Here is a 20,124-nt window from a genome sequence, read left to right on the forward strand (position 1 = left end):
GGTTATCTAGTGGGCGCGGCTTTAGCTTCTTTGGAATCCGGGTATGAAGCTTTTAGCGCTTTGTAGAATTTATCTGCGCTGTCTTTATCGCCAATCTTATCGAAGCTGATCGCGGTGTGATAAAGAAGTTTTGGGGTGTAGTCTTGGCTCTCATTGTGCGAGATGCTCTTTTTATAGTAGTTTATCGCTTCTGCGTATGAGCCGGAAAAATATGAAATTTCGCCCAGCATATAGTTCGCCTTAGCGGGCTTGTAGTTCTTAGATACTAAATAATTATAGCGCTCTTTTGCGCCGGAATAGTCTTTTTTGGCATATAAAGCGTCAGCCTCTTTCAATACTGAAGCTTGATCTTTTGATTTAAAATCGGAGTCTGATTTTGTACTAGCAGGGACTGAAGCAGTACCTGCGTCTAATTCAGCGTTTTTTTTTACGCTGCCGCCGCTACCTAATTTTTTATTGATTTCAGCGATTTGGGCTTTTATAGCAGCGATGTCTCGTTTCATCTGGTCTAGCTCGCTGTTACCTTGGCTCTTGCCCGTAGCGCGAATTTCTAGATCCGCTACCCTGTTTTCCAGGTTCGAAATTTTAGAATTTGTTCCTTCAAGGACACTTCGCAAGCCTTCGACGCTCTCGCGTGTATTATCTACACTAGTTTGCATCTCGCTTATACGCTTGCGGTTATCGCGCAATACTTGTTCGTTTTCAGTTAACCCGTAAGAGCTGCCTGAATCAATATTGCCAGCATCAAATGCGGAAGTTTCTGCATTTAAAAAAGTGGCAGCTCCCAAAAGAGCCGCCACCGTGAAATTTTTAAATTTCAAATTAGAATCCAACTTTGAATTCGTCGCGTCTGTTTTGAGCGTCGCACTCTTTAGAATGCTCTGTGCAAGCCATATTGCTCTCACCGTAGCTTACTACGGAAATTCTGCTCTCATTTACGCCTTGAGCAACCAATGCGTCTTTAGCTGCAGTAGCTCTCTTTAGACCAAGAGCATAGTTGTACTCATCAGAACCCCACTCATCGCAGTTACCCTCAACTTTAACAGTTAGAGACTCTGCGCCTGCTTGGTTGAATAGAGCTGCGTTATTATTGATTGTGCCTTGTTGATCGGCTCTAATATTAAATTTATCAAAGTCGAAATAAACAGTGCCAACTTCACTTTGGATCTGAGATGCCAAAGCAGCTAGTCTATCTGCATCACTTGTGCTTGTAGTATCGGCCTCTGGGGTCTTTTTAGAACAACCGCTCAATAATAGAGCAGCAACTGCTATCGAAGATAAAACTAAATGTTTCATTTTCTATCCTTTCAAAAAAAATTGAAGTCATTATATCACGAGATTTTTTAATATTTTACCAATCAACCGATTGAATTTTACCCACTCTTAACGGAAATTGGAAACTTTTATTCTCGTTAACTCTGATAATACCTACCGAGCTTCCGCTGCCGTCTTGCTTGATAAACATAATGCTGCCGCCATCGCTAGAAAATCTAGGAAACATATTTTTGCCGCTAGCCGTTAACTGGCGAATCATATCGGTTTGAGTAGAGATTAAATATATATTAAATCCGCCCCCGCCGTCGCGACTAGAGTAAGTAACGTAATTGCCATTTGTGCTGATGGAGTTATTGTTTTTGCCGTGATAGACGAGCTGCTGAACGTTGCCGCCATTTATGCTAGTGGCAAATACGTTTGGATAGCCCAGACGATCGCTCACAAAAGCCACGCGCGAATCGCCGTCGATAAAATTTCCATTTACATCAATGCCAGCGTAATCGGTAATTTGCTTAGCGCTGCCCGAGGCTATATCATACAAATAAATATCGGGTTGATCCTTAGGCGCATTGGTGATTAGAAGCTTTCTGCCGTCGGCGCTTACATCTGAAGCTATCGTCATGCCATGACCGGTAAAAATTTTACTCTTGCTACCGTTGGATAGATTAAATTTATAGATAGCGGGCGTATTTTTATTGACGTAATAGGTGTAATAAAATTCGTTCTGCGCTGCGCTTGCCCATTTAGGGAAGATATTTAATCCGCCGCGAAGCACAACCTGCTGGTAAGTAAGCGTATAATCAGCCACCATGATCTCGCTCTCGCGCGTCGAAGTATAGCGCGATAGCAAAATCATCTCCTTCATCCAATCGACGTTTGAATAGCCTAACTGCTTGACGATCTCGGATACCGCCATATGGGCTAAAAACGGATATTTCTCGGCATTTGAAAGCGTAAAGCTTTTCTCGTACATCACCCTGCCGCTGTTCGCTTCAAGTACTTTGGCTTTTAGGCTCATCGGCGAGCTTTTATCACTTACCGCGTAGCGCACGATCAGAGCGGCACCGCTAGAGCCTAGATTGTCGGAAGCGCCCGCATCATAGCTGCTTTGTAGATACTCGTCGCTGACTTCAAAAGTCGCGCCAACCTTTAGATCGCCCACCATAAGTTTAAAGAATTTGTTGCCAAATTCTGAATTCGCAAGGTTCGATGCATCCTGAACAACGATTTTAGGGAGATTTACCCCTTCGTTTACGATAGACATAGTCGCATCTGCCGCGAAAATGCTACTACAAAATGCAAGAATCAAAAGTAATTTCTTCATCTTTTCTCCTTAATTTGATCTGATTTAACATTATATTTTAAAAAAATCCCAAATTTACGAGGCTTGTTGTCTGGCACTTTTGCAAAGCGTTGTTTCGGAAGCCTCACCAAAAAGTTCTTAAGTTTTTTGCGGAATATTTCATCCCCCTCCAAATAATCTGTGCTATAATCAATAACTTTCCCATCAGCACTTAAGCTTACGTTGAGCAGCACCCTACCTTCAGCAGGGGTCATTTTTTGCGCCCGCCACAAATAACCCAGCTGTTTTTTAACATCATTATAATAAATCTCAATCTTATAGGAATTTTGAATTTCAATGTTTAAATTTGAAGAGGTAGAATTTTTAGTAGAATCCGCATCTTCTGCAAAAAGCATACAGCAAAACGCAAAAATACAAAAAAGTCTCTTCACTTTTTTCCTTACAAAATTCTAATTTGTCTTCATCACGTCGGACATCCTAGTATCAATCTCGTGCGACGCCCCGTCGGGAGACTTCGGGAAAGTCTGAGTCGATAGATTATCCAAAAAATCTCGCAACTTCTGGTTAAATTCCGTCTCTCGCCCCAACTCTATAATAGTATAATCCGTCACTCGCCCATCTGCGCCAAAGACTATCTTAATCCTTGCGTCGTCCTTCGCGGTCGCTACATATCTGCTCCATAGAACTTGAAGCTTCTTCTCGATAGCGCCGTAATAAGCGTTATACTCACCCGTCCTTTGCGTCCTACCGCCAAGTTTATCGGATTTAACGACAGCATTTTTAGATGCTGCTTTATCCTTAGCACTAGAGGTGGCGGTTTCTTTATCGGACTTTTTGTTACTCTGAACGGCGTCGCTAGCTTTAGCGCTCTCCTCAAGCTTCTTATTGTCCTTAGTAGTATCCGAAAAAAGATCGCTCAAGCTCGGTTTTTCCTCTTTTTTCGGCTCCGGCTTAGCTTCCTCTTTTTTCTCTACTACTTTTTCGGAAGGTTTATTTTCCAACTTAGGCTCAGGCTTGGGCTCCTCTTTTTTGGGCTCAGCTTTAGGCTCGTCCTTTTTAGGTTCTGGCTTCGGCTTTTCGGGCTCTTTCGGCTTTGCCTGCACCGGAGGAGGCGGGACTACTTGCGCCGTAGTCTTAATTTTATCCTCCGGCACATCCTTCACATTTTTATTGTCAAACTCGCCTTGCTTTGTTTCTTTAGCGATTTCAGGCGCGGACGGAAGTTTATCATCTATTTCGAAATCAAAAGTAACATCCATATAATCGTTGGGATTGTCAGTATATTTTTTAAATTTTTCCTGCGGCTTTGAAATTTGATATAAAAGAACAAAAATCACCAGCAGATAGGCAAAAAGGGCGATTAAAAACGATTTAAAATTATCGTATTTAACCCCCGTAAAATTTGAATAATTAGCCATTTGTTTGAAGTGCGACTTTTGTAAAACCCGCCTGCTTTAGGCTCTTTAAAACAAACATTACATCGTCGTAAACAAGTCTCTTATCGGCTTGGATATAGACGGGTTTTTCCAAGCTATACTTGCCGGTGCCTTTAAGCAGCACGAGATTATCCGGGAATTCAGCTAGGCTCATCGAGCTTTTGTCGATATAAACCTTGCGATCTTCGCCGATACGCACAAGCAAGAATTCCGCGGTATTTTCCGAAACCTGTGCTTTTGAGCCACTAGGCAGTTCGATCTTCTCATCGTAGATAATCGCCGTTTGCGCGACCATTAAAATCGCTAGCAAAACAAGCATAATATCGACGAGCGGAGTGATATTTAACTCTGGATTTTCGTCGAAATTATACATTAAATGGCTTTTCCAGTGTTTGCTTTAAATAGCAAAATATCTGCCGTACGATTTATGATACTCATAACTTCGTATGCTTTGCGTTTTATAAGTAAGCTAAAGGTATATGCGGGGATCGCTACAAAAATTCCACATCCTGTGGCAACCAGCGCCTCGCTGATCGCAGGAGCGATGGTATCAATGCCGGAATTTCCGCCGCCAAGCTTGGAAAATGTGTGAAGTATGCTAACGACTGTACCAAATAGCCCGATAAACGGCGAAGTAGAGGCGACTATAGATAGCCAGGTAAGTCCGCTAGTCGAGTCGCGTTCGGCTTTGCCTTTATAAATTTCCAAGGCCTCTTTTGAAATTTTATCGGTATTTACTTTTTGAAAAATAGAGCCCGAAAGCGAAATCCTACCACCCATCAGCAAGGATTCGAGTGCCTTTGCTTCGCGGTGTTGCCACGCACTAAGCCCTACAAATCTGGAGATCAAAATCGTAAAAGTAACGACAAAATAGACGGATAGCCAAGAAAGCACGAATATCGTAATAAACGTGCTTCTCGTAAAATAACTTAAAATTAGATCTAGCATATTTAACTTTGCCTTGCGAATTCGTCGACTCTAGCCATGATCGCTGCGGAATTTGCCGCATCAGAGCTAATGGACGCAAGCATATCTTTGGCGCGCTGCAAAGACTTCGCTACGGCGCTTTCGCTATTACCTCCGATAGCTACGGCTTGAGTGGCTAGGATAGTAGTTTTTTCTTCGGTAACTTCCAAAAATCCGTCGTTTACCAAAACAAGCTGCTTTTTGCCGTCTTTATCTACGATCTCAACGACTCCACCTTCGCTTTTGTCTTTAAGTCCCGTTAGCAAGCTCGCATGCCCTGGCAAAATACCCATTTCGCCAGTAATGCCGGGGAGCTGGACGGATTTGACCTCACCCGAAAAGACCATCCCTTCGGGCGTAACGATATCTAAAAGCAAAAATTCTTTCATCTTAAAATTCCTATGCTTTCATCTTTTCAGCTTTTGCTACTACCTCGTCGATATTTCCTACCATATAAAAGGCATTCTCCGGCAGATCGTCGTATTTGCCCTCTAAAATTCCCTTAAAGCCAGCAATAGTCTCCTCTAGCGAGATATATTTGCCCGGACTTCCGGTAAATACCTCGGCTACGAAAAACGGCTGAGATAGATAGCGCTCGATCTTTCTAGCGCGCTCGACTACGAGCTTATCCTCTTCGCTAAGCTCGTCCATACCCAAAATCGCGATAATGTCTTGCAAATCTTTGTATTTTTGAAGTACTGCTTGAACGCCGCGAGCGACCTTGTAATGCTCCTCGCCGATAATTTGCGGATCAAGCATTCTTGAGGTCGAATCAAGCGGATCGACGGCAGGATAAATTCCTTTTTCGGCAATCGCTCTGTTTAAAACGGTTGTCGCATCAAGGTGCGCGAAAACGGTCGCAGGTGCAGGGTCAGTAAGGTCGTCCGCAGGTACGTAAACAGCCTGAACGGAGGTGATGGAGCCCTTCTTTGTAGAAGTGATGCGCTCTTGTAATTTACCCATTTCGCTAGCAAGCGTAGGCTGATAGCCGACCGCGGACGGAATTCGTCCTAAAAGCGCGGACATCTCCGAACCCGACTGCGAGAAACGAAAGATATTATCGATAAACATCAAAACGTCAAGCCCAAGCTCGTCGCGGAAATACTCAGCCATCGTAAGACCGGTTAGCGCGATGCGATTTCTCGCCCCCGGCGGCTCGTTCATCTGACCGTAGGTTAAGGCGACTTTATCCAAAACGCCCGATTCTTTCATCTCGTTATAAAGGTCGTTTCCCTCTCTCGTTCGCTCGCCGACGCCCGCAAATACGGAGTAACCGCTGTGTTTGAAAGCGACGTTGTGAATCAGTTCCATGATGATGACGGTCTTACCGACGCCAGCGCCGCCGAATAGGCCTACCTTGCCGCCCTTTGCGTAAGGGGCGAGCAGATCGACTACCTTAATGCCAGTTTCAAAAATTTCGCTCTTCGTGCTTTGGTTTTCAAAGCTAGGCGGATCTCTGTGGATCGACCAGCGGGTTTCAAATTTCTCATCCTCGCCTTCGTCGATCAGATCGCCCGTGACATTAAAAATTCTACCCAAGACCTTCTCGCCCACAGGCACTGTAATAGGCGCGCCAAGAGCCGTAGCCTCAAGCCCTCGCCTAAGTCCATCGCTCATATCCATAGCGATCGTGCGGACGCGATTGTCTCCAAGGTGCGCGGCTACCTCTAGAATCAGCCTGCGATGAGCGCCTTCGACGTCAAATTTAACCTCGATAGCTTCATTAATCTTTGGTAAGTAGTCCTTGAAATCGACATCGACCACGGGACCCATTACCTGAGAAATTATTCCTTTCATCCGTTTTCCTTTCATTTCATTGATTCGACGCCGCTTATGATCTCGATAAGCTCAGTCGTGATAGAGCCTTGTCTGGCTTTGTTGTATGCTAAATTTAACTGCGATACGCGCTCCTTGGCGTTATTTGTCGCATTCTCCATAGCGTTCATTCTAGAGCAGTGCTCCGCTGCCAAAGAGTCTATCAGCGCGTAATACATGCTGTAGCTAAGATAGCTCTGGATTAAATTTAACATCAATGTTTCTTCGTCCTCAGGGCTTTCAACCTCTACTTCCAATGTAGATGTTTTTAAAGCATCCTCGCTAATCGCAGGCTCACCGATTGGCACCAGCGTATTTACGCGCATCTCCTGAGAGATCATATTTAAATAGCCGTTATGGATAAGTATAACTTCGTCAGTTTTACCTTCGTTAAAATCCTTAACTGCGGCTTGGACGATTTCGTTAGCTTTCCCGGACGATGGAGATGAGCTCACGCCGATATATCGCTCCAAAAGCTCAATGCCTTGAAAATCAAAATACTCTATCCCCTTTTTGCCGACGGCGCGAAGGCGAACCTTGATCTTTTTAGCTTTAAGCTCCTCGATCAAAGCTTTGATCTTTTTGATGGTGTTGATATTAAAACCGCCGCAAAGCCCTTTATCTGCGGTGATAAACAGCAAATCAACCACCTTTACCTCTCGAGTGGTATCAAAAATTCTAAGTTTTTCGTCGTTGCCTGAATTATTGCCTACGTAATTTTTAACGCGCGCAGAAATTTCACCCAAGACCTCGTTAATCTTCACCGCATAAGCTCGCGAGCGCATCGCCGCTTCTTTAGTGTTTTTAAGCTTGACGTTGGAGACCAGCTTCATAGCTTTGGTAGTCTTCTCCGTATTTCTGACGCTCTTGATCTGTAGCTTTATATCCTTTAAATTTGCCATAATTTAGCCTTTTTAAGCGGCAAAGGTCGCTTTAAAGTCATTTAGAGCCTTGATTAAATTTTCTTCCAAATCCTTCTCGATGGTCTTTTTACTTCTGATCTCTTCAAAAATTTCAGGATATTTTGCCTCGATATACGGATAGAGCTCAGCTTCGAATTCGCCAATTGAGCTCGTAGGCAAATCGTCTAAAAATCCGCGGCTTCCTGCAAAGATGATCACTGCTTGATTTTCGACCGGAAGCGGCGAATAAGGAGGTTGCTTTAAAATTTCGACCATTCTTTGTCCGCGATCCAGCTGCTTACGGCTACTCTCGTCCAAATCACTCGCAAACTGCGCAAACGCCTGAAGTTCGCGGTATTGAGCAAGATCCAGACGCAAGGTTCCCGAGACTTTTTTGATCGCTTTAATCTGCGCGGAACCGCCGACGCGGCTAACCGAAAGACCCACGTTGATCGCAGGACGAATTCCCGAGTTAAACAAACCAGACTCCAAGAAAATTTGACCGTCGGTGATGGAGATGACATTTGTAGGGATATATGCCGAAACGTCGCCTGCCTGCGTCTCGATAATAGGAAGCGCCGTTAGGCTGCCTGCACCGAGTGCGTCGCTTAGCTTACTAGCACGTTCAAGCAAACGAGAGTGCAGGTAGAATACGTCGCCAGGATACGCCTCACGTCCTGGCGGACGGCGCAAGATAAGCGACATCTCGCGATATGCGACCGCATGCTTGCTAAGATCATCGTAGATGATAAGCGCGTGGCGGGAGTTATCTCTGAAATACTCACCCATGGTGCAGCCCGAATACGGTGCCAAATACTGAAGCGCAGCCGCCTCGCTAGCACCGGCTGCAACTACGATCGTATAATCCATCGCGCCGTATTCTTCAAGCTTTTTAACGACTTGTGCGACGGTAGATTGCTTCTGGCCGATTGCTACGTATATGCAAATGACATCCTGGCCCTTTTGATTGATGATGGTATCAACAGCAACGGTGGTTTTTCCTGTTTGGCGGTCGCCGATGATGAGCTCGCGCTGTCCGCGACCGATCGGCACTAGCGCGTCTATCGCTTTAAGACCGGTTTGAAGTGGCTCATGGACGGATTTACGAGCCATGATGCCTTTAGCCTTTTCTTCGACAAATCTAGTATCGCTAGTCTCTATCGCGCCTTTGCCGTCGATCGGCTCGCCTAGAGCGTTTACCACGCGACCTATTAGAGCATCGCCTACCGGAACGCGCAAAAGCTTACCCAGCCTTTTAACGCTACTACCTTCGTTAATACCGCTAGTATCGCCTAAAATAACGATGCCGACACTGCTCTCCTCTAAATTTAACGCGATACCACGAGCTCCGTTTTCGAATTCGACCATCTCGTTAGCCATTACGTTTTTTAAGCCGTAAACATTAGCAACACCGTCTGCGACCGAAACGACCTTACCGGTTTCTTCGATATCAACGCTAAGATCGAAATTTTCGATTCGTTCTTTGATTATGCTGCTGATTTCGTCTGCCTTAATTTTCGCACCCACGCTTTACTCCTTTAAATTGCTTTTAAAATATATTCGCTCATTTTTTGTTTCAATCTATCAACTGAAAAACTAATCTCAAATCCAAGATCCTCTACTTCGATCTTAATGCCTTCAAGCTCGCTTTTAACGGGTTGCAGAGTAATATCTGCATTAAATTTGTTTGAAATTTTGGCCTCTAGCTCTTTTATTTTCGCGGCATCTATTTCGGTAGCAGAATAAATTTTACCCAAATATTTATTATCCAGTGCTGCAATATTCTTGCGCAGTTCCTCGACTATCTGCGGGATCAGCGCAATACGTCTATTCTTAGCTAAAAGTTTAATAAAATTTACGATTTTTTCGCTTGGATTTTTTATAAACGACGCAATAAGTTCCACTTTGGATTCCTCTTTTAGCGTCGGGGATTTTACAATATCTTGGAATTTTGGAATTCTAAATGCACTCGCGACGCTCTCGAGCGTCTGCAAAACAGAGCCTAGTTCATCTTTTTTATAGTTCAGTATTAAGGCGTTTACATATCTTTTTGAGGTGTTATTTATCATCATCCGACCTTTTTCTCTACGATTTTAACCAGTTTTTCTTGACCGAATTTAATGTCATCCGATGCAAAAATATCATCCAGAATCTCGCCTACGACCTCTTTTTTGATCTTACGCGCCTCAAAGCTCTTCTGTTCGTCGAAAGATTTTTGCAAATTCGCAATCTCTTGCTCGGTCGCATTTTTTATCTTTTCGGCAGCGAACACGATCTCTTTTTTAGCGGTTTCGATTAAAGCTGCGCCTTGAACCTTGGCATCTTGCAGATCTTTTTTAGCTTGCTCCTTACGAGCTGCGGACTCTTTTAAAATTTTTTGATTAGCTTCAAGCCTAGATGCGATGCCGTCGATCCTACCTTGATATGCTGCTTTTGCGGGACCTTTTAAAAGATAAAGCAAAATTCCGAAAAACAAAATGAAATTTATGCTTCGCCACAGCACGTCGTAGTCTTTGACTCCATCGTGCCCACCGCTTGCTAAAACAAGCGCGGGAATTATAAATAAAAATAGATATTTTTTCATACTGAAATCCTCATACTTTAGCCACGGCAGTGCTTAGAGCTTTTTTAAATTCCGGAATTTTGGCTTGCAAATCATTTCTTAGGTTGCGCTTTTGCTCATCCAAACCGCCTAAAAATTGATCAAAATCTTCTTCCATTGCGGTTTTTTTCTCGGCTATTTCTCTGGCGGCAGCCTGCTTCGCACCATCCATCGCCTCTTGCTTTATTTTAACAGCTTGCAATTTCGCAGCATCCATGATTCTTACGATCTCTACTTTATCGGCATCTGCATCCTGTGCATTTTTCATCGCATTTGCCTCATCTTCTTTAATAATAGCCTCTCGCTTTTCCATATGCAAAAGCAGCGGTCTATAAAGCTTGATATTCAAGAAGTAAATCAAAGCTAAAAATACGACGATGGTCGTTATCATGGCGGTCAAACTTACGTCTAGCATCGCACCTCCTCTAGGTTAGTTTTAAACAAAATGCGTATTTTACAATATGAAAAATTAAAATACACTATAAAAAATCATCCGATTTTCTTTAAAAACTCGGAAATTTGTAAAATTTCGCTAAATTCAATCGAAATTTTACGCTCTTTGATACTTATTTTACCAAATTGATCAAGCTTAGCCTTTAGCTTTAAAAGTTCAGGCTTGAAGTTTTGAAATTCCGAGCCAGACTTTTTCTCTTTCGGAACGGTTTTATCTTTGAGCTTTTTTACTAAAGTTTCGGTATCTCTTACGCTTAGGCGCTGTCCTAAAATGGTGTTTAGCGCTAAAATTTGATCCTCTTTTTCGAGCCCAACCATTATCTTGGCGTGCCCTTGCGAAATTTTATCTGCGCTTATGGCATCTTGCACTTCGGAGCATAAATTTAAAAGCCTTAGCGTGTTGGTAATCTGCGTGCGGGACTTTTTGATGATGTCGGCGAGTTCCTCTTGCGTGATCCTGTATTCGCCGATGAGCTCTTTATAGGACTTAGCAAGCTCGATAGGATTTAGATCCTCGCGCTGGATATTTTCGATGAGGGCAAGCTCTCTTAAATTTTGAGATTTTATGTCCGCGACTACGGCTTTGATTTTACTTTCGCCCAAAAGCTTCGTCGCCCTTAGGCGTCGCTCGCCGGCGATAAGGACGTAAGAATCATCTTTTTGAATAACAATGATAGGCTGAATAAGCCCGTGACGGGCAATGCTCTCGCTTAGCTGCCTAAGTGCCTCTTCATCGAAGCTTTGACGCGGTTGATATGGATTTGGCTCGATTTTATCGACATCGATTTCGATAACTAAGCTATCGGCATTTCCGCTTTCTAGCTCCCTGTTATAAGAACTTTCTACGTCGTCTAAAATCGCACCGAGCCCACGCCCGAGCGCTCTTTTTACCTTGCCCATTTTTGCTCCATTATGGATTTAGCGAGATCTTGATAGGCGATGGAACCAGCAGATTTTATATCGTATAAAACCACCGGCTTGCCAAAGCTTGGGCTTTCGGCTAGCTTGATATTGCGCGGGATGATGACTAGATCATCACTCTTACCGATACGAAAGAGCTTATCGTCGAAATATTCGCGTAAATTCGCGACTGTTTCTTTGGCGAGGTTGTTTTGCAAGCTATACATCGTAGGCAAAAATCCGCGAATTTTTAAATTTTTATTAAGCGTTTGCTTGACAACTTTTACGGTATTTAGGATCAGCGCGACGCCTTCAAGTGCATAGAATTCGCACTGAATCGGGATGATGACGCTATCGCTTGCGACCAAGGCATTTACCGTAATGCTACCGAGCGTCGGCGGCGAATCGATGATAATGAAATCATATCTGTCCTTAACCTCGGAAATTTTATTTTTTAGCATCAGTTTGAAGTCTTTCTCTTCGCTTACTTCGCGCTCGATGCCTACAAGTCCGATGTTTGACGGCACCAGATCCATAAACTCAAGTTCGGTCTTTTGGATCACTTCGGACATGCTCTTACGCCCTGTTAAGACGTGATAAATGTTAAATTCAAAGTCACTGCGGTTAAAGCCAAGTCCGGTCGTAGCGTTCGCCTGAGGGTCTACGTCAATCAGTAGGACCCGCTTTTTCTTTATCGCTAGCGACGCAGCGAGATTGACCGCTGTGGTCGTCTTTCCGACGCCGCCTTTTTGATTGGCAATCGTAATTACTTCACTCATCTTAAAGCATAAACCCTTTCTTTATTTATTATGATCGATCCGTCTTCGCAAAGTTTAGCCTGCGCGAGTGAAATTTTTTCGCCGCCTAGATGAACGCTAAATTTTTGCGATTTTTGGAATTGTAACGAAAAATTTCTAAAAATTTGCTTCCACGAGATTTTATTTTCATATAGCGCAAAAAAGCCCTCTATAGCGTCTTTTGCGCTGATTTTTATATCTAAAATTCCCGCATATTCGGGCGCGCCGAGTAAGTTCATGCCGATGCCGCAGATGAGGGTATTTTTGATCTTATTCGTCATCGCCCCGCCGATTTTACGCTCGCCTAGATAAAAATCGTTAGGCCATTTAAGCCAAAGCTGCGAACCGAGCGATGCGAGAAATTCTTGCATAATCATCGCAAAATATATGCTTGCCGACTGCGGCGGCACATCTGCGGGCAGATCGCTCTGCGCGACACAGAACGAAAATGCGAGATTGCCGCTTACGCCCTCCCAATCATTGCCGCGCGAGCCGATACCGGCGCTTTGGCGATTTGCGGCGATCGCAAAAGGCGGCGTTATCCTGCCTTCGCGCACGGCGCCCACCAAAAACTCCTGCGTGGAGGGCATTTGCCCTACAAATTTTACTTGCAAAACCTGCTCCTTGCGTAAGACAAAGTGCTCGCCTTACAATATCGCAAGTGTTTAAATTCCACACTGCGATAAAATTTTAAGGCTTTATCGCGCAAAAATTCTGCGGCACGATTATAGAATTTTAAACTGTGCGTGTTCGGTATAGCGCTGTAAAGTCCGCAACTGCGGCGGCGAAATTTCAAGCTCCTGTGAGCGTAAAATTTTAGAGCATAGAAGTGAGGTTTTAAAATTTTATAAAGCTTTGGTTTTGGAGCTTCATTTCGAAATTCCGCACGGCAAAATTTTACTTCACGACCGTACCTGGAGCAAAATTTCGCCGCGACCCCGAAAGCGTGGCACAAAACGCGATAATTTAAAATCTCGCTTAGCATAGCAAATCGCCGATCTTTAGCCGCTTGCCGTTTAGATACGCACTAGCGTCCACTGGCTTTTTGCCGGGCTCTTGCACCTTTATGATCTTAACCGCGCCCTCGCTGCAAGAAACGCAAAAGCCGGTCTTATCGGCGCGCAAAATTTCGCCCGCGCGCTGAAATTTACGCCCGCAAGATTCGCGCAAAAGCTCTAGTTCTAAAATTTTTAACCCGCTAGATAGATAGATCCCGGGCCAGGGCGTCAGCGCGCGAAATTTATTATAAATTTGCTCCGCGCTTTCCTCAAAGCCAAAAAGCCCGTCAGATTTGCTTATCTTTTTGCAGTGCGTAGCCTGCACGCCCTCTTGCTTAAGCGGCGTCAAATTCGAAAAATTTCGCAGCACGCGCACTATCAGCTCGCCCGCTAGATCACCCAGCTCGTCAAACAGCTGCGCCGCCGTTTTATCCTCGCAAGGCGTATAGGCAAAATCAAGCATATCGCCCGTATCAAGCCCCGCATCCATCAGCATCGCCGTCACGCCCGTCTGCATTTCGCCGGCCAAGATTGCGCTTTGAATGGGGCTTGCGCCGCGGTATTTAGGCAGGATCGAAGCGTGCAGGTTTATGCAAGGCGCGATGTCAAGGACGCTTTGCGGCAAAATTTTACCGTATGCGGCAACCACGATAAAATCAGGCTTTAGCTCTTTTATCTGCGCTACAACCGCTTCGTCTTTTAAGCTCGCAGGCTGAAAGATCGGCACGGCAGGCAGATACTGCTGCGCGTAAACTTTAACCTCGCTAGGAGTTAAAATTTGTTTTCTGCCGACGGGCTTATCAGGCTGCGTAAAGACGGCTGCGATCTCAAATTTCGCCTCCGCAAGCGCGCGTAAAATTTTAGCCGCATACTCGGGCGTTCCCATAAAAACTATATTCATTCTTTTCCTTTAAATTTAGCCACATCACGGCGCGAGCGATCATACGGGCGCAATCGTGCTCGCAATAAATTTTACGCAGACCATGAGGTAAACCCTGGTTCACGCTCGTGCGCCTTATTTGACGGCGGATTGATTTTTATCCTCGGATCCGTCCGGCCAAGGCCAAAAAGCGCACGGATCTTCGGACCAATAAATCTTTGCAGACGGTTTCGCTCCCAGCTCGTCAAGGCTAATCTTGCCGTCACGATTAGCATCGAGCCTCTTAAATTCCGAGCCTGAGCGCAGATTTAGCTCTACTCTCAGCCCAGGCGGCACCTCGCTCGCCATCCACTCCTGCAAGCTCAGTGCGCCGTCGTGATCCTTGTCGTTAAAGTCCATAAAATTCGGCACCGGATCGGCGGGATCGCAACCGTATGCGCCAAAGCATAAAAATACTAGAATAAAAATTTTATTCATTTCGCCTTCTTAAATTTTATCTTTTTGCGGCGTTTGCGAGCGATAAACATAAAATTTACCCGCATATTCGGACGCGCTTAAGACCTACGTTCGCAAAAGCCCTCTGCGGCGCGGCTTTTGGCGCGATCTACAGCTCCTTTTTAAGCAGCTCAAGCAGATTAAATTTTAGCTCGTTTATATTTTGTCCCGTCGCCGAGGAGATCGGCATCACGAAAAACGGCTTAGCGGCGTCAAACTCATAAATATCTTGTTTAAATTTCATCTCGCCAGCCGTGCCCGCAAGTCCCAAATGCGACAAAAAAGCGTCAAATTTTTCCTGCAAATTTTCGGCCGCGTCCGCGCGAGTTAGAGCGATCGCGTAATCTCTTTTTGCTAGCTCTCCTGAAAATTTCGCCGTCTCGGCCCTCAGCGCGTCAAACTGCTCCTCAAGGCTGCGGTAGTTCGCAAGATCGAGCATAAAAAGTAAAATTTTAGTGCGCTCGACGTGTTTTAAAAACTGCACGCCAAGCCCGCGCCCTTCGCTTGCGCCCTCGATAATGCCCGGAATATCGGCCATGACAAAGCCGCTGTATTCGTCCACCTCGACGAGGCCGAGCTTTGGCGTAAGCGTGGTAAACTCGTAGTTTGCGATCTGAGGTTTGGCGTTTGAGACGGTCGAGATTAGCGTGCTTTTACCGACGTTTGGAAAGCCTACGAGTCCAACGTCTGCGATGAGTTTTAGCTCCAGTCTCACCTCGCGCGTCTTGCCCTCTAGGCCTTTTTGCGCGTATTCGGGAGCTTGATTGATCGAGCTTTTAAAGTGCACGTTGCCAAGCCCGCCTTTGCCGCCTTGCAAAAACAGCTTCGTTTCGCCGTCGTTTAGCATATCAAGCACCAGCTCGCCGCTATCCTCGTCGTAAATGCTGGTGCCGGGAGGGACGATGAGATAGAGATCCTCGCCGCTTTTACCGGTCTTTTTGCGACCCTCGCCGGGCGCGCCGTTTTGCGCCTTAAACTCCCGCTTGCCCTTATAGGATGAGAGGGTATGGGAGTTTTTATCGACTTTGAAATACACGTCGCCGCCGTCGCCGCCGTCGCCGCCGTCGGGACCGCCCGAGATGACGAATTTTTCGCGGCGGAAGCTAACGCAACCTGCGCCGCCGCCCCCTGATTTAACGCTAAGCTTTACGCTGTCTATGAACATAGCTATCCTTAAATTTAAAACGGCAATTATAGCCAAATGAGTTGAAGATAATTTTTAAACGGATGAAATTTTAAAAGAGGGGCTTGCGCCCCCGAAGATTTTAGCGGCAATTACGCAGCGGGATAAACCGATACTTTTTTGCGATTTTTGTCTTTTCGCTCAAATTTTACGACGCCGTCGATCAGCGCGAAAATCGTGTGATCGCTACCCATGCCCACGTTGCTGCCTGGGTGCGTCGCAGTGCCGCGCTGGCGGATGATGATGTTACCTGCGCGAACGAACTCGCCGCCGAATTTTTTGACGCCTAAGCGGCGTCCGATACTATCTCTATTATTTTGGGTTGAGCCCTGACCTTTTTTGTGTGCCATTTCCTATCCTTTATGCGTTAATCGAAACGACTTTGACGCGGGTGTATTGGCGTCTGAAGCCGCGTTTTACTTTTGAATCTTTGCGTCTGCGTTTTTTGAAGATAACGACTTTTTTATCCTTGCCTTCGCAAACGACCTCCAAAACCACCTTGGCACCCTTTACGAACGGTGCTCCTACCTTTAACTCGCCGTCGTTTAGCGCTAAAACTTCGCTAAGCTCGAGCTTTGCTTTCGGCTCAGCATTAAAATGGTCCAAATTTAGGTAGTTACCCTCTTCGACCTTATACTGCTTGCCGCCGTGTTTGATGATAGCATACATCAAAAATCCTTTAAAATTTGGTAGCCAAAAAGGCATTTGCCGTGCAAAATTTAAAAGCCCGTTTGGTATGAAACTTTGAATATTATCCGAAATTTTATAAATTCCTACTGAAACGCCTCGCAAAATTCCTGCGAAATTTCAAATTTCAAGGGCTCGGATTTATTTTAAACTAAAGATAAATGTGCTACTATCGCAACGAAATTTTTGAAGGAGAATTTTATGAGAAATTTAATAGCTGCGCTCATAGCAGCGGTATTTTTTATCGGTTGTTCCAACTGGAATATATCCAACGAACCAAGCGGAGTACGCAATCAAACAAAATCCCAAAGCAGTAAAACAAATATCGGCGGCGTAAATGATAAAGTCCAAGAGGTTTCCACCGCAGGCACCACTGATATGGTCGAAACGACCTTGCCCGATAGCACAGGCATGACTAATGCGCCGAAAGATCGTAGCGATGCATTTCATATCAACCAAGTAATTTCTGCGTGGAATAAACAGCCAGACTCCATCAAAACAACCGAAGACAATGGCAATATCTACACCTGGAAAAACTATAAGCCAGGATGCGACGTATCACTTACCAGCGACTCGGAAGGCTACGTATCAAAATCCGCTATCAAATCAGCACTGTCTCAGTGCCTATAACCAATTTATCCGCGACGCCGAAATTTTAAAATTTCGTAAAATTTCGGCTTACGAGCGGGTATGCTTCGCCAAATCTAATCTTAAAATCCTACGGTTCGCTCTTAAAAATTTACTATTCGTATTGTATAATCGAGGACTTTTAATCACTGGAGTAAAATATGAAGAAAATTTTATTTGTAGGTGCGCTTTTAGCGGCATTAGGTAGCTATGCGGCGGCGGGTGAACACATCAAGGTCTATCACGGCGAGAGCTGCGGCTGTTGTCACAACTGGGCAAAATACATGGAGCAAAACGGATTTGAAGTCGAGATGATTTCGCTGGCTGACGAGCCGCTTATCCAGAAGAAGAATGAGCTCAAACTTCCGCTGGAGCTCGCTAGCTGCCACACCGCGATCATAGACGGGTATGTAGTCGAAGGACATATGCCAGCAGGCGAAGTCCGCACGCTACTAAAAAATAAGCCTAAAGACGTCATCGGCATAGCAGTGCCTGGCATGCCGCTAGAAGCGCCAGGTATGGAGCAAGGCTCACAGCCCGAGGTCTATGATGTGGTAGCGTTTAAAAAGGATGGCTCGTATCAAAGCATCGCCACTTACAAAGGCAAAGAAAAAATCAAATAATCCGCCGCTTTAAAGCGGCAACTTACTTATTGGTTCGATAAAATTTTGCCTATTTATGGCTTGGCACAATTTACTTTAGCCGGCGAATGCTGCCACGATCTGCAAAAATGACGCGTAAATTAATTTCAGACGCTAGCTATGATAAAGGGGATTAAAAATTTAAGTGGATGGGCTAATAGGGGTCGAACCTATATTCACAAATCCAGAGTTTGTTGTCCTGCCATTAGACGATAGCCCATTGCGGAAGCGGTATTTTATAGAATTTTGCTTTAAAAAAGCATAAGAGCGGGCGGAATTTTAAAATTTCGTAAAATTTTATATTAAATTTAAAGCCCTACTGCGCCGAAACGATAAAATTAAAACGCAAAAGCTAACGCTGCTTTCATAGGCTTCGATAAAAGAATATGGCTATCATCGCGGAGCTAAATTTTAAAATTTGGCTAGTTTATCCTATATTTACGCCTTTGCGAGCTATTTGTCGCAGGATGAAATTTTATCATATAAGCCTGCCTTCAAAACATATATGTTTAGTGCTCGCCGCAAGCGTAGCATATAATTTATCACGATTAAATGGGGGGGTATAAACTAAAATTAAACCAAAATTTGAGCGCGAAGCTTGCATAAAATTTATTGCAAAAAGCCTTTTATAGGCTCAAAAGACATTATGAAATTGCGTAAAATTTGGCTACGGCAAGATTTTCCAGTACATTGTGTTAATACAAACCGAAAATGAATACAACACAATTGCTCGAGGTAGCAAAATTTTCCCATACGCTGTTAATACCGAACATTGACGAATCAGATCAAGCACGACGAACAGAGTGAAATCTCTCATGCATCGTTAATACGGCACGGGCTATTTGCTAGACCAGAGTAGAAATTGCGAAATTTAACTCCGCGTATCGTTTGAACACTTAGAAAGCGCCTTGCCCTCCAGCTAAATAGCGCGGACATTTATATCGCGTGCTGTTTAAAACGCAAAATTAATTGGAATTTCAAATTTTAAATTTCGGGCACGGGTTCGCTTATAAGTATTTGCAAAAATAGTGCATCGAAGCTAGAAAAATTTCGCTCCGTCGCGCCTAAAATTTCGATGAAATTCCGCGTATTAGCTCAACCGCCTCTTTTGCGTCCGCGCATACGAACTCGAAGTGCGCCCGTAGCTCCGAGGCGCTGCCGTAGCCGCAGCTCACGCCGACGCTTCGCACCGCTGCCGACTTTGCCGCGATGGCGTCAAGCGACGTATCTCCGATCATAAAGATATTTTGGCTTACAGAAGGCGTGATTTCGTCACTGCAAATTTTGTCATAACAAGGAGTGGAATTTAGCTCATGCACATCATAAATTTTACTGCCGCGCGCTCCGCCTTTATCGCTCTCACCCTCGATGCCGACACCGCTCTTTTGGCTATTATCGCCAGCTTTATATTTAATACCAATCGCTTCGCTTAAATTTTTAAGCGAAATTGTATCGGAATTTTGACTCGCGATGCTGCTTAAATTTTGCTCGAAAACTTTGCTAGAATCAGGATCAAGCGCAGGAAGGCTCTTTAAATCAGGCGCTGAAATTTCACTCAAAATCGCGTTCCTGCTAGCAGCGCTTGTATTTTCATCGGCAGTAGCATAGCAAGCTTTACTGCTAATTGTATTTGAACTTTTGCTAGTGGTCGCGCCGCAAATTCCTAAATTTTCGAGCGCCTTTAAGATCGGTTCGGCGCTTGGTTTGGGTTTTTTCACATCCTCTCGTCCGACGATGGTGCCAAAAAGATCAGCGATGCCAAGATGCTGCAATAAAATTTTAGAAAATTTCGATGTCTTGGTCGTCACGACGCCTAAGTTTGCAAACTCGCTCGCCGCACGAACCGCTTCGAACGCACCGCTTAGCAGAACGGTCTGATCCAAAAAAGTCTGCGCGTATCGCTGTTTGTAGGCGAACACGAAATTCTGCACATCGCGCGTCACACCTAGACGCTCAAACATTACCTCTAACGGATGCCCGATAAGCTTTTTAATCGCTTCGTCGCCAGGCTCTGCAGCGCCCAAATGCGTAAACGCGTAGTGAAAGCCATCCAGTATCGCGGGCGTGGAGTCTATGAGCGTGCCGTCCAGATCGAAAAGCAGTGTAATTTGGAATTTTGGCATTTTAAAATTTAATTTGGATATAAAAAAAGCGGAGCCGAAGC

25 protein-coding genes and 1 tRNA gene are annotated in these 20,124 nt (G+C 44.8%); 2 read left to right on the forward strand and 24 right to left on the reverse strand.

The window, feature by feature from the left end:
• Positions 1-2: 2 nt before the first annotated feature.
• The 22 genes from QZ176_RS02455 to rplU all read right to left on the reverse strand — a co-directional run bounded on the left by QZ176_RS02455 (position 3) and on the right by rplU (position 16,674).
• Positions 3-821, reverse strand: a complete 819-nt coding sequence (locus tag QZ176_RS02455) for a tetratricopeptide repeat protein (protein ID WP_295151006.1) — start codon at positions 819-821, stop codon at positions 3-5.
• Between the two features lies 1 nt (position 822).
• On the reverse strand, positions 823-1,296 hold the full coding sequence (locus QZ176_RS02460; RefSeq protein WP_177389412.1) for an OmpA family protein: 474 nt from the start codon (positions 1,294-1,296) through the stop codon (positions 823-825).
• A gap of 55 nt (positions 1,297-1,351) precedes the next feature.
• The gene (gene tolB, locus QZ176_RS02465) at positions 1,352-2,599 is read right to left on the reverse strand and encodes a Tol-Pal system protein TolB (protein ID WP_177389413.1); all 1,248 of its coding nucleotides are present in this window, start codon (positions 2,597-2,599) and stop codon (positions 1,352-1,354) included.
• On the reverse strand, positions 2,596-3,009 hold the full coding sequence (locus QZ176_RS02470) for a hypothetical protein (RefSeq protein ID WP_295151007.1): 414 nt from the start codon (positions 3,007-3,009) through the stop codon (positions 2,596-2,598). The genes tolB and QZ176_RS02470 overlap by 4 nt, the downstream gene beginning before the upstream one ends.
• A gap of 18 nt (positions 3,010-3,027) precedes the next feature.
• Positions 3,028-3,996, reverse strand: coding sequence for a TonB C-terminal domain-containing protein (locus QZ176_RS02475; protein ID WP_295151008.1), 969 nt, complete (start codon positions 3,994-3,996; stop codon positions 3,028-3,030).
• Positions 3,989-4,387, reverse strand: coding sequence for a biopolymer transporter ExbD (locus tag QZ176_RS02480; RefSeq protein WP_005869629.1), 399 nt, complete (start codon positions 4,385-4,387; stop codon positions 3,989-3,991). Before QZ176_RS02480 ends, QZ176_RS02475 begins: the two co-directional genes overlap by 8 nt.
• Entirely contained in the window at positions 4,387-4,962 is a 576-nt protein-coding gene (locus tag QZ176_RS02485) for a MotA/TolQ/ExbB proton channel family protein (RefSeq protein ID WP_005869630.1), read from the reverse strand. Before QZ176_RS02485 ends, QZ176_RS02480 begins: the two co-directional genes overlap by 1 nt.
• Positions 4,963-4,964: 2 nt before the next feature.
• Positions 4,965-5,369, reverse strand: coding sequence for an ATP synthase F1 subunit epsilon (gene atpC, locus QZ176_RS02490; RefSeq protein WP_295151009.1), 405 nt, complete (start codon positions 5,367-5,369; stop codon positions 4,965-4,967).
• 10 nt (positions 5,370-5,379) lie between these two features.
• On the reverse strand, positions 5,380-6,777 hold the full coding sequence (atpD, locus tag QZ176_RS02495; RefSeq protein ID WP_295151010.1) for a F0F1 ATP synthase subunit beta: 1,398 nt from the start codon (positions 6,775-6,777) through the stop codon (positions 5,380-5,382).
• Between the two features lie 11 nt (positions 6,778-6,788).
• Complete coding sequence (gene atpG, locus QZ176_RS02500) at positions 6,789-7,697, reverse strand: ATP synthase F1 subunit gamma (protein WP_295151011.1); 909 nt, start codon at positions 7,695-7,697, stop codon at positions 6,789-6,791.
• 12 nt (positions 7,698-7,709) lie between these two features.
• Positions 7,710-9,224 carry a F0F1 ATP synthase subunit alpha gene (gene atpA, locus QZ176_RS02505; protein WP_295151012.1) on the reverse strand — a complete coding sequence of 505 codons (1,515 nt, stop codon included), beginning with the start codon at positions 9,222-9,224 and terminating at the stop codon, positions 7,710-7,712.
• Positions 9,225-9,235: 11 nt separating this feature from the next.
• On the reverse strand, positions 9,236-9,766 hold the full coding sequence (locus tag QZ176_RS02510) for a F0F1 ATP synthase subunit delta (RefSeq protein ID WP_295151013.1): 531 nt from the start codon (positions 9,764-9,766) through the stop codon (positions 9,236-9,238).
• The gene (locus tag QZ176_RS02515; protein WP_295151015.1) at positions 9,766-10,281 is read right to left on the reverse strand and encodes a F0F1 ATP synthase subunit B; all 516 of its coding nucleotides are present in this window, start codon (positions 10,279-10,281) and stop codon (positions 9,766-9,768) included. The genes QZ176_RS02510 and QZ176_RS02515 overlap by 1 nt, the downstream gene beginning before the upstream one ends.
• A gap of 10 nt (positions 10,282-10,291) precedes the next feature.
• Entirely contained in the window at positions 10,292-10,714 is a 423-nt protein-coding gene (locus tag QZ176_RS02520; RefSeq protein ID WP_295151017.1) for a F0F1 ATP synthase subunit B', read from the reverse strand.
• Positions 10,715-10,788: 74 nt separating this feature from the next.
• Entirely contained in the window at positions 10,789-11,652 is an 864-nt protein-coding gene (locus tag QZ176_RS02525; RefSeq protein WP_295151018.1) for a ParB/RepB/Spo0J family partition protein, read from the reverse strand.
• On the reverse strand, positions 11,640-12,431 hold the full coding sequence (locus tag QZ176_RS02530) for an AAA family ATPase (RefSeq protein WP_177389424.1): 792 nt from the start codon (positions 12,429-12,431) through the stop codon (positions 11,640-11,642). Before QZ176_RS02530 ends, QZ176_RS02525 begins: the two co-directional genes overlap by 13 nt.
• Positions 12,428-13,063 (reverse strand): biotin--[acetyl-CoA-carboxylase] ligase, encoded by a 636-nt coding sequence (locus tag QZ176_RS02535; RefSeq protein ID WP_295151020.1) that lies wholly within the window; start codon positions 13,061-13,063, stop codon positions 12,428-12,430. Before QZ176_RS02535 ends, QZ176_RS02530 begins: the two co-directional genes overlap by 4 nt.
• A 364-nt stretch (positions 13,064-13,427) precedes the next feature.
• Positions 13,428-14,348: a methionyl-tRNA formyltransferase gene (fmt, locus tag QZ176_RS02540; RefSeq protein ID WP_295151022.1), complete on the reverse strand. Its 921-nt coding sequence runs from the start codon at positions 14,346-14,348 to the stop codon at positions 13,428-13,430.
• A gap of 114 nt (positions 14,349-14,462) precedes the next feature.
• The gene (locus QZ176_RS02545) at positions 14,463-14,804 is read right to left on the reverse strand and encodes a hypothetical protein (protein WP_295151024.1); all 342 of its coding nucleotides are present in this window, start codon (positions 14,802-14,804) and stop codon (positions 14,463-14,465) included.
• A gap of 127 nt (positions 14,805-14,931) precedes the next feature.
• The gene (gene obgE, locus QZ176_RS02550; protein ID WP_295151025.1) at positions 14,932-15,987 is read right to left on the reverse strand and encodes a GTPase ObgE; all 1,056 of its coding nucleotides are present in this window, start codon (positions 15,985-15,987) and stop codon (positions 14,932-14,934) included.
• Positions 15,988-16,097: 110 nt separating this feature from the next.
• Positions 16,098-16,355: a 50S ribosomal protein L27 gene (gene rpmA / locus QZ176_RS02555; RefSeq protein WP_295151027.1), complete on the reverse strand. Its 258-nt coding sequence runs from the start codon at positions 16,353-16,355 to the stop codon at positions 16,098-16,100.
• A 10-nt stretch (positions 16,356-16,365) separates the two neighbouring features.
• Positions 16,366-16,674 (reverse strand): 50S ribosomal protein L21, encoded by a 309-nt coding sequence (gene rplU, locus QZ176_RS02560; RefSeq protein WP_040303368.1) that lies wholly within the window; start codon positions 16,672-16,674, stop codon positions 16,366-16,368.
• A gap of 219 nt (positions 16,675-16,893) precedes the next feature.
• On the opposite strand from rplU, the gene QZ176_RS02565 reads away from it, so the two are divergent.
• Entirely contained in the window at positions 16,894-17,322 is a 429-nt protein-coding gene (locus tag QZ176_RS02565; RefSeq protein ID WP_295151029.1) for a hypothetical protein, read from the forward strand.
• Positions 17,323-17,480: 158 nt separating this feature from the next.
• A complete protein-coding gene (locus QZ176_RS02570; protein WP_295151031.1) occupies positions 17,481-17,942 on the forward strand; it encodes a DUF411 domain-containing protein in 462 nt (153 codons plus the stop codon).
• Between the two features lie 164 nt (positions 17,943-18,106).
• Here QZ176_RS02570 and QZ176_RS02575 read toward each other — a convergent pair.
• Together QZ176_RS02575 and QZ176_RS02580 are read right to left on the reverse strand one after the other, a co-directional pair.
• Positions 18,107-18,180: transfer RNA gene (locus QZ176_RS02575), tRNA-Gln, on the reverse strand.
• A gap of 844 nt (positions 18,181-19,024) precedes the next feature.
• Positions 19,025-20,083: an HAD family hydrolase gene (locus tag QZ176_RS02580; RefSeq protein WP_295151033.1), complete on the reverse strand. Its 1,059-nt coding sequence runs from the start codon at positions 20,081-20,083 to the stop codon at positions 19,025-19,027.
• Positions 20,084-20,124 lie beyond the last annotated feature (41 nt).

The sequence above is a fragment of the uncultured Campylobacter sp. genome, assembly GCF_905373215.1.
Lineage (GTDB): Bacteria > Campylobacterota > Campylobacteria > Campylobacterales > Campylobacteraceae > Campylobacter_B.

Excerpts from the sequence above, each read along its gene's own strand:
- QZ176_RS02460 (WP_177389412.1), bottom strand. The coding sequence starts at position 1,296 with ATGAAACATTTAGTTTTATCTTCGATAGCAGTTGCTGCTCTATTATTG.
- tolB (WP_177389413.1), bottom strand. The coding sequence starts at position 2,599 with ATGAAGAAATTACTTTTGATTCTTGCATTTTGTAGTAGCATTTTCGCG.
- QZ176_RS02475 (WP_295151008.1), bottom strand. The coding sequence starts at position 3,996 with ATGGCTAATTATTCAAATTTTACGGGGGTTAAATACGATAATTTTAAA.
- QZ176_RS02480 (WP_005869629.1), bottom strand. The coding sequence starts at position 4,387 with ATGTATAATTTCGACGAAAATCCAGAGTTAAATATCACTCCGCTCGTC.
- QZ176_RS02485 (WP_005869630.1), bottom strand. The coding sequence starts at position 4,962 with ATGCTAGATCTAATTTTAAGTTATTTTACGAGAAGCACGTTTATTACG.
- atpC (WP_295151009.1), bottom strand. The coding sequence starts at position 5,369 with ATGAAAGAATTTTTGCTTTTAGATATCGTTACGCCCGAAGGGATGGTC.
- atpD (WP_295151010.1), bottom strand. The coding sequence starts at position 6,777 with ATGAAAGGAATAATTTCTCAGGTAATGGGTCCCGTGGTCGATGTCGAT.
- atpG (WP_295151011.1), bottom strand. The coding sequence starts at position 7,697 with ATGGCAAATTTAAAGGATATAAAGCTACAGATCAAGAGCGTCAGAAAT.
- QZ176_RS02510 (WP_295151013.1), bottom strand. The coding sequence starts at position 9,766 with ATGATAAATAACACCTCAAAAAGATATGTAAACGCCTTAATACTGAAC.
- QZ176_RS02515 (WP_295151015.1), bottom strand. The coding sequence starts at position 10,281 with ATGAAAAAATATCTATTTTTATTTATAATTCCCGCGCTTGTTTTAGCA.
- QZ176_RS02520 (WP_295151017.1), bottom strand. The coding sequence starts at position 10,714 with ATGCTAGACGTAAGTTTGACCGCCATGATAACGACCATCGTCGTATTT.
- QZ176_RS02525 (WP_295151018.1), bottom strand. The coding sequence starts at position 11,652 with ATGGGCAAGGTAAAAAGAGCGCTCGGGCGTGGGCTCGGTGCGATTTTA.
- QZ176_RS02530 (WP_177389424.1), bottom strand. The coding sequence starts at position 12,431 with ATGAGTGAAGTAATTACGATTGCCAATCAAAAAGGCGGCGTCGGAAAG.
- fmt (WP_295151022.1), bottom strand. The coding sequence starts at position 14,348 with ATGAATATAGTTTTTATGGGAACGCCCGAGTATGCGGCTAAAATTTTA.
- QZ176_RS02545 (WP_295151024.1), bottom strand. The coding sequence starts at position 14,804 with ATGAATAAAATTTTTATTCTAGTATTTTTATGCTTTGGCGCATACGGT.
- obgE (WP_295151025.1), bottom strand. The coding sequence starts at position 15,987 with ATGTTCATAGACAGCGTAAAGCTTAGCGTTAAATCAGGGGGCGGCGGC.
- rpmA (WP_295151027.1), bottom strand. The coding sequence starts at position 16,355 with ATGGCACACAAAAAAGGTCAGGGCTCAACCCAAAATAATAGAGATAGT.
- rplU (WP_040303368.1), bottom strand. The coding sequence starts at position 16,674 with ATGTATGCTATCATCAAACACGGCGGCAAGCAGTATAAGGTCGAAGAG.
- QZ176_RS02565 (WP_295151029.1), top strand. The coding sequence starts at position 16,894 with ATGAGAAATTTAATAGCTGCGCTCATAGCAGCGGTATTTTTTATCGGT.
- QZ176_RS02570 (WP_295151031.1), top strand. The coding sequence starts at position 17,481 with ATGAAGAAAATTTTATTTGTAGGTGCGCTTTTAGCGGCATTAGGTAGC.
- QZ176_RS02580 (WP_295151033.1), bottom strand. The coding sequence starts at position 20,083 with ATGCCAAAATTCCAAATTACACTGCTTTTCGATCTGGACGGCACGCTC.